We start from the raw sequence: 7,279 nt of genomic DNA, 5'->3' as shown, positions 1-7,279 counted from the left end.
CAGCGCGGCCGCGCGGGCCGGCACCAGGCCTTCGGCCAGGCCGACGGCGAGTCCGCCCACCAGCGTGTCGCCGGCGCCGACCGTGTCCACCGCGTCCACGCGGGACGCGCGCAGGTGCAGACCGTCGGGATGCTCGTCGCAGAGCAGCCAGGCGCCCGCGCCGCCGAGCGTCACCAGCACGTGGCGCGGCCCCAGCGTCCGCAGATGCGCGGCGGTCGCGCGCGCGATGGCGATGCCGTCGGCATCGCCGGGCAACGCCACATCGCGAGCCAACTGCAGCGCTTCGGTCTCGTTGACGATCAGCCAGTCGCTCAAACCCAGCAGCGCGGCCGGCAGGTCCTGCGCCGGCGCGGCGTTCAGCACCGTGGTGACACCGGCCTCGCGGGCGATCTCGAAGGCGCGCTGGATCGCCGCCAGCGGCACCTCCAGCTGCGCCACGACCACCTTGGCCTGGCGCAGCAGCGCACTGCCCTGCTCCACGTCGGCCGCATCGAGGTCCGCATTGCTGCCGGGCACGACCACGATCGCGTTCTCCCCGCCCTCGCTCGCGACCATGATCACGGCGACGCCGGGCCAGGCGGCCTCGTCGCGGCGGATCGCCTGCACGTGCACGCGCTCCGCCTCCAGCGCCTTCAGCAGGTCCTGCCCGTGCTGGCGCATGCCGACGCGGCCGATCAGCGCGACCTCGGCGCCCAGCCGCGATGCGGCCACCGCCTGGTTGCCGCCCTTGCCACCGGGCGTGCCGGCGAAGGCCTCGCCGATCAGGGTCTCGCCCGGCGCGGGCAGGCGCGCGGCGTGGGCCACGAGGTCCATGTTGACGCTGCCCACCACCACCACGGTGGCGGCAGCCTTTGCTGAAGTCATGAAAGCTCCGGAGACGACGGCGCCGCAGTGCTCTCGCGCAGCACGACCTGCGGCACGAGTTGCAGGTCCTTGAAGGGCGCCTGGGGATTCTCGATGCGCTCGATCAGTGCGCGGCCGGCCTCCCGGCCGAGCTCGCGGATCGAGCAGCCCACGCTGGTCAGCGCGGGATAGACATAACTGCCGAGTTCGATGGCGTCGAAGCCCACGACCGACAGCTGACGCGGCACGTTCAAGCCAAGCTCGGCGGCGGCGCGCAACGCGCCCATGCCCATCAGGTCGTTGCAGGTGAAGACCGCCGTCAACTCGGGCTGGCGCGTCAGCAGCGCCTTGACGGCCTCGTAGCCGCCGGCGGTGCTGAAGTCGCTCTCGGCCAGCCATTCGGCGCGCGCCTCCAGGCCGCGCTGCTGCATCGCGTTGCGCCAGCCGGCGACGCGCTCGGTGGTCACTTCGAATTCGGCGGGGCCGCTCACGCAACCGATGCGGCGGTGGCCCAGTTCCAGCAGATGGCGCACGACCTCGAAGGCGCCGAGCTGGTTGTTCACGCTGACGCGGTCCGCGCGCGCGCCGGGCACCAGGCGGTCCACGGTCACCACCGGCACGCTCGCGTGGCGGAAGGTGCTGGCCAGCGTCTCGGCATCGCCGGCGGAGCTCAGCAGCAGCCCGTCGATGCGCTTCTCGAGCAGCGTGCGCAGGTAGGCCTGCTGATGCTTGGGATCGTTGTCCGAGTTGCACAGGAAGACCGAGTAGCCCGCCTGGCGGCACCACTCCTCGGCGCCGACGACCAGCTCCGCGAAGAACGGGTTGCGCACGTTGGGCACCAGCACGCCGACGATCTTGGTCTCGCTGCGACGCAGCGACCGGGCCACCGCGCTGGGCAGGTAGCCGATCTCGTCGACCGCCGCCAGCACGCGCGCTCGCGCTTCGGCGCTCACCGGCCGGGTGTTGTTCAGCACATGCGACACCGTGGTGAAGGACACCCCCGCCAGCGCGGCCACATCCTTGATGGTGCTCATCGGTCGATCCGGTCCTCTGCTCGTGCCAAACTGGCAGGTTCAGTCAATTGCAAACGTTTGCAAAGCATAACCCAAGGGCGATGCGCTTCCGGTCGGGGCGAAGCCCGCGCATCAAATATTCAGATGCAAAAAAGCCCCTGGCCGGGGCACAGGGGCTTCGTGCAACGAGCCGGTGTTCCGGCTCGATGTCCGCTCGATCAGCGTTGGGCGATCGGCGTGACGTTGCGCTGCGTAGCGCCGACGAACAGCTGACGCGGACGGCCGATCTTGTACTCGGGGTCGCCGATCATTTCGTTCAGCTGCGCGATCCAGCCGACCGTGCGGGCCAGCGCGAAGATCGCCGTGAACAGCGGCACCGGGATGCCGATGGCGCGCTGCACGATGCCGGAGTAGAAGTCGACGTTCGGGTACAGCTTGCGGGCGACGAAGTATTCGTCTTCCAGCGCGATCTTCTCCAGCTCCATCGCCAGCTTGAACAGCGGGTCGTCGTGCAGGCCCAGCTCGTTCAGGACTTCATGGCAGGTCTCGCGCATCAGCTTGGCGCGCGGGTCGTAGTTCTTGTAGACCCGGTGGCCGAAGCCCATCAGCTTGACGTTGCTGTTCTTGTCCTTGACCTGCTTGATGAACTCGCCGATCTTGGCCACGCCACCCATCTGCTGGATGTCGTTGAGCATGTTCAGGCAGGCCTCGTTGGCGCCGCCGTGCGCCGGGCCCCACAGGCAGGCCACGCCCGCGGCGATGGCCGCGAACGGGTTGGTGCCCGACGAGCCGCACAGACGCACCGTCGAGGTCGACGCGTTCTGCTCGTGGTCGGCATGCAGCGTGAAGATGCGGTCCATCGCGCGGACCAGCACGTCGTTGGGCTTGTACTCCTCGCACGGCGTGGCGAACATCATGCGCATGAAGTTGCCGGCGTACGAGAGGTCGTTCTTCGGATAGATGTAGGGCTGGCCGATCGTGTACTTGTAGGCCATCGCGACCAGCGTCGGCATCTTCGCGATCAGGCGGATCGCGGCGATCTCGCGGTGCTCGGGATTATTGATGTCGGTGCTGTCGTGATAGAAGGCCGACAGCGCGCCGACCAGGCCCGTCATCACGGCCATCGGATGCGCGTCGCGACGGAAGCCGCGCAGGAAGAACTGCATCTGCTCGTTGACCATCGTGTGGTTGGTCACGCGGTTGACGAACTCTTCCTTCTGCGACGGGCTGGGCAGCTCGCCGTACAGCAGCAGGTAGCAGGTCTCGAGGTAGTCGCAGTTGGTCGCCAGCTGTTCGATCGGATAGCCGCGGTACAGCAGCTCGCCCTTGTCGCCGTCGATGTAGGTGATCGTGGAGTTGCACGACGCCGTCGACAGGAAACCCGGGTCGTAGGTGAACTTGCCGGTCTGGGCGTAAAGCTTGCGGATGTCGATCACATCCGGACCGATGGTGCCCTTGTACAGGGGCAGATCCATTTGCGGGCTGCCATCGGAGAACGACAGGGTGGCTTTGACGTCAGACGGGGTCATGGGCATTCCTTATGACTTCGGGGGTTCTGGTTACTGAGGGGTCCGCAGCATCGCGAGCACGGCATGAACGTCGGGCCGGTCCAGCTCGTCGGCCGGTTCCTTGCGGGCCAGCATCAGATCGAGCAGGTCGTTGTCCGACAGGTCCATCAGCTGACGCAGGCCTTCCGCGTGGAATTCGGTCAACGCGCCTTCGTGCCGCCGGAAGAACCGCTCGATGAAAAGATCATTCTCCAACCGCCCGCGGCGGCAACGCCATTTGAGCTTGGAGAGATCCCTCTCATCGATGAGGGTGTTCGTGTCGGCGGCGTTCATGCGTGTGCGTGAGTTCGCGTGGATTCGCGTGCGAGCGGGCTCAGACGGTGCGACGCACCATCAATTCCTTGATCTTGCCGATCGCCTTCGTCGGGTTGAGACCCTTGGGGCAGACGTCGACACAGTTCATGATGGTGTGGCAGCGGAACAGGCGGTACGGGTCCTCGAGGTTGTCGAGGCGCTCCGCGGTGGCCTGGTCGCGGCTGTCGGCGATGAAGCGGTAGGCCTGCAGCAGACCGGCGGGTCCGACGAACTTGTCGGGGTTCCACCAGAAGCTGGGGCAGCTGGTCGAGCAGCTCGCGCACAGGATGCACTCGTACAGGCCGTTGAGCTCGTCGCGCTCTTCGGGGGACTGCAGGCGCTCCTTCTCGGGCGGCGCTTCCTCGTTCACCAGGAACGGACGGATCGAGTTGTACTGCTTGAAGAACTGCGTCATGTCCACGATCAGGTCGCGGACGACGGGCAGGCCCGGCAGCGGCTTGAGGATGATGACGTCGGGCAGCGAACGCAGGTTGGTCAGGCAGGCCAGACCGTTCTTGCCGTTGATGTTCATCGCGTCGGAACCGCAGACGCCTTCGCGGCACGAGCGGCGGAACGACAGCGACGGATCCACGGCCTTGAGCTTGAGCAGGGCGTCCAGCAGCATGCGTTCGTTGCCGGCGAGCTCCAGCTCGATGGTCTGCATGTACGGCTTGGCGTCCTTGTCCGGGTCGTAGCGGTAGATCTTGAAGGTGCGCTTGATCATGTTTGAGTGCTCCTGCGGCCGGTCAGAAGGTACGGACCTTCGGGGGGACGCTATCGACGGTCAGCGGTTGCAGATTCACCGGCTTGTAGGTCAGGCTGTTCGACTTGGAATGCCACAGGGTGTGCTTCATCCACTCCTTGTCGTTGCGGCCCAGCGGGAATTCCGCATCGTCCGCGCCGCGCTCGAAGTCGTTCACCGTGTGGGCGCCGCGGCATTCCTTGCGCGCGGCGGCCGACACGATCGTGGCCTGCGCGGCCTCGATCAGGTTGTCGACTTCCAGGGCCTCGACACGCGCGGTGTTGAAGACCTTGGACTTGTCCTGCAGCGTGATGTTCTTGACCCGCTCGCGGATCGCGGCGATGGCGGTGACGCCTTCGTCGAGCAGCTTGCTGGTGCGGAACACGCCGGCATGCGACTGCATCGCGGCGCGCATGTCGTCGGCCACGCCCTGGGCGTATTCGCCGCCGGTGTTGGACTCCAGGCGGCTCAGGCGCGACAGCGTCAGCTCGGCGGCGTCCTTGGGCAGCGGCTTGTGCGACTTGCCGCCGTTCTTGACGGCGTCGACGATGTGGTTGCCCGCGGCGCGGCCGAAGACCAGCAGGTCCAGCAGCGAGTTGGTGCCCAGGCGGTTGGCGCCGTGCACCGACACGCAGGAGCATTCGCCCACCGCGTACAGGCCGTTGACGATGTCCTTGTAGTTGTCGCCCTTGGGAGCGACGACCTGGCCGTGGACGTTGGTCGGGATGCCGCCCATCTGGTAATGGATGGTCGGCACGACGGGGATGGGTTCCTTCGTGATGTCGACGTTGGCGAAGTTGTGGCCGATCTCCAGCACCGACGGCAGGCGCTTGGCGATGGTGTCGCCGCCCAGGTGGGTCATGTCCAGCACGACGTAGTCCTTGTTGGGACCGCAGCCGCGACCTTCCTTGATCTCCTGGTCCATGCAGCGCGAGACGAAGTCGCGCGGCGCCAGGTCCTTCAGCGTCGGGGCGTAGCGCTCCATGAAGCGCTCGCCGTTGGCGTTGCGCAGGATCGCGCCCTCGCCGCGGCAGCCTTCGGTCAGCAGCACGCCCGCGCCGGCCACGCCGGTCGGATGGAACTGCCAGAACTCCATGTCCTGCAGCGGGATGTCGGCGCGCGCCGCCATGCCCAGGCCGTCGCCGGTGTTGATGAAGGCGTTGGTCGACGCGGCGAAGATGCGGCCGGCACCGCCGGTGGCCAGCAGCACGGTCTTCGCTTCGAGGATGTGGACCTCGCCCGTCTCCATCTCCAGCGCGGTCACGCCGACGCAGTCGCCGTCGGCGTCGCGGATCAGGTCCAGCGCCATCCACTCGACGAAGAAGTTGGTGCGGGCCTTGACGTTCTGCTGGTACAGCGTGTGCAGCAGCGCGTGGCCGGTGCGGTCGGCCGCGGCGCAGGCGCGCTGGACCGGCTTCTCTCCGTAGTTGGCCGTGTGGCCGCCGAACGGACGCTGGTAGATCGTGCCGTCCGGGTTGCGGTCGAACGGCATGCCGAAGTGTTCGAGCTCGTAGACGACCTTGGGCGCCTCACGGCACATGAACTCGATGGCGTCCTGGTCGCCCAGCCAGTCCGAGCCCTTGACGGTGTCGTAGAAGTGGTAATGCCAGTTGTCCTCGGACATGTTCCCCAGGCTGGCGCCGATGCCGCCCTGGGCGGCCACGGTGTGCGAGCGGGTGGGAAAAACCTTGGACAGGACGGCCACGTTCAGGCCGGCCAGCGAGAGTTGCAGCGACGCGCGCATGCCGGAGCCGCCGGCACCGACGATCACCACATCGAATTTGCGCTTGGGCAGCGAGGTTCCGATTTGCATTTCTTACAGCCTCCAGAGCACTTGGATCGCCCAACCCGCGCAACCCGTCAACCACACCAGCGTGAACGTGTGCAGGAACAGCCGCACGCCCACCGGTTTCACGTAATCCATCCAGATGTCGCGCACGCCGACCCAGGCGTGATACGCCAGGGACACGATCAGCGCGAAGGTCAGGAACTTCATCCATTGCTTGCTGAAGATGCCGGCCCACAGGTCGTAGCCGATCGGCTGGCTGGTGAACAGCACTTGCGCGAGCAGCACGAGGGTGAACAGCGCCATGAGCAGCGCGGTGGCGCGCTGGACCATCCAGTCGCGCAGGCCGTAATGCGCACCGGTGACGATGCGCTTGCTTCCGTAGGTTGTCATTGTTGATTTGCCTCTTGGGTCAATCGTCGGAATTCATCCCGATCGCGCGACCGGCGGCCGCGCGATCGCGGCGGAATCAGTACAGGCCGAACAGCTTGGCGCCGAGCGCCAGCGTCAACAGCACGCTCAACACCAGCGTCACGATGGCGCTGACATGGCCCTGCTGCTTGCTCACGCTGTGCGTCGCGTCCATCCACAGGTGGCGCACGCCGGCGATGAAGTGGTGCAGGTAGCCCCAGATCAGGCCCAGCGTCACCAGCTTGATGAACCAGCCCGGCAGGAAGCCGATGCCGGACACGAAGGCCGCGGTGAAGGTCTCATACGAGATCTCGGACGTGAGGCTGGTGTCGAACATCCAGATCACGAACGGGAGCAGGAAGAACATCAGCAGGCCGCTGATGCGATGCAGGATCGAGACGATGCCGGCCGGGGGCAAGCGGTACGACACGATCTGCGTGACATGGATGTTGGTGTAGACCGGTCGATTCTTCTTGGTGGCTTGGGTGGCGTCCGTCATGTCCGACCTTGTAATCAATGTGAAACCCGAAGATTTTATGGCAACGCAACACCCCTCAAGGGTGTCCTGGGCGCATCTCGTCTTCTGGCGTTGCCATGAAAACGTCAGCGCCGCAACGCGAAA

8 protein-coding genes are annotated in these 7,279 nt (G+C 66.3%); all 8 read right to left on the bottom strand.

From position 1 onward, the window contains the following. The coding region (locus VF536_RS10170; RefSeq protein WP_331614726.1) for a ribokinase at positions 1–864 on the bottom strand (864 nt) is incomplete at its 3' end. After that, entirely contained in the window at positions 861–1,877 is a 1,017-nt protein-coding gene (locus VF536_RS10165) for a LacI family DNA-binding transcriptional regulator (RefSeq protein WP_331614725.1), read from the bottom strand. The genes VF536_RS10170 and VF536_RS10165, both read right to left, overlap by 4 nt. Positions 1,878–2,074: 197 nt before the next feature. Next, a complete protein-coding gene (gltA, locus tag VF536_RS10160) occupies positions 2,075–3,385 on the bottom strand; it encodes a citrate synthase (RefSeq protein WP_331614724.1) in 1,311 nt (436 codons plus the stop codon). A 30-nt stretch (positions 3,386–3,415) separates the two neighbouring features. After that, positions 3,416–3,697 (bottom strand): succinate dehydrogenase assembly factor 2, encoded by a 282-nt coding sequence (locus VF536_RS10155; protein WP_331614723.1) that lies wholly within the window; start codon positions 3,695–3,697, stop codon positions 3,416–3,418. A 40-nt stretch (positions 3,698–3,737) separates the two neighbouring features. Beyond that, positions 3,738–4,442 (bottom strand): succinate dehydrogenase iron-sulfur subunit, encoded by a 705-nt coding sequence (locus tag VF536_RS10150; RefSeq protein WP_067273709.1) that lies wholly within the window; start codon positions 4,440–4,442, stop codon positions 3,738–3,740. Positions 4,443–4,464: 22 nt separating this feature from the next. Continuing rightward, positions 4,465–6,273: a succinate dehydrogenase flavoprotein subunit gene (gene sdhA, locus VF536_RS10145; RefSeq protein ID WP_331614722.1), complete on the bottom strand. Its 1,809-nt coding sequence runs from the start codon at positions 6,271–6,273 to the stop codon at positions 4,465–4,467. Between the two features lie 3 nt (positions 6,274–6,276). Then, the gene (sdhD, locus tag VF536_RS10140) at positions 6,277–6,639 is read right to left on the bottom strand and encodes a succinate dehydrogenase, hydrophobic membrane anchor protein (protein WP_331614721.1); all 363 of its coding nucleotides are present in this window, start codon (positions 6,637–6,639) and stop codon (positions 6,277–6,279) included. A gap of 76 nt (positions 6,640–6,715) precedes the next feature. Next, the gene (sdhC, locus tag VF536_RS10135; RefSeq protein ID WP_331614720.1) at positions 6,716–7,156 is read right to left on the bottom strand and encodes a succinate dehydrogenase, cytochrome b556 subunit; all 441 of its coding nucleotides are present in this window, start codon (positions 7,154–7,156) and stop codon (positions 6,716–6,718) included. Positions 7,157–7,279 lie beyond the last annotated feature (123 nt).

Source organism: Roseateles sp. (assembly GCF_036486225.1).
GTDB lineage: Bacteria > Pseudomonadota > Gammaproteobacteria > Burkholderiales > Burkholderiaceae_C > Roseateles.
The sequence above is the reverse complement of the archived record's forward strand: the minus strand, read 5'-3'. Positions and strand labels throughout refer to the sequence as shown.

Bases quoted from the DNA above. Each gene is read 5' to 3' on its own strand.
- sdhA (WP_331614722.1), bottom strand. From the start codon at position 6,273: ATGCAAATCGGAACCTCGCTGCCCAAGCGCAAATTCGATGTGGTGATC.
- gltA (WP_331614724.1), bottom strand. From the start codon at position 3,385: ATGACCCCGTCTGACGTCAAAGCCACCCTGTCGTTCTCCGATGGCAGC.
- sdhC (WP_331614720.1), bottom strand. From the start codon at position 7,156: ATGACGGACGCCACCCAAGCCACCAAGAAGAATCGACCGGTCTACACC.
- VF536_RS10165 (WP_331614725.1), bottom strand. From the start codon at position 1,877: ATGAGCACCATCAAGGATGTGGCCGCGCTGGCGGGGGTGTCCTTCACC.
- VF536_RS10155 (WP_331614723.1), bottom strand. From the start codon at position 3,697: ATGAACGCCGCCGACACGAACACCCTCATCGATGAGAGGGATCTCTCC.
- VF536_RS10150 (WP_067273709.1), bottom strand. From the start codon at position 4,442: ATGATCAAGCGCACCTTCAAGATCTACCGCTACGACCCGGACAAGGAC.
- sdhD (WP_331614721.1), bottom strand. From the start codon at position 6,639: ATGACAACCTACGGAAGCAAGCGCATCGTCACCGGTGCGCATTACGGC.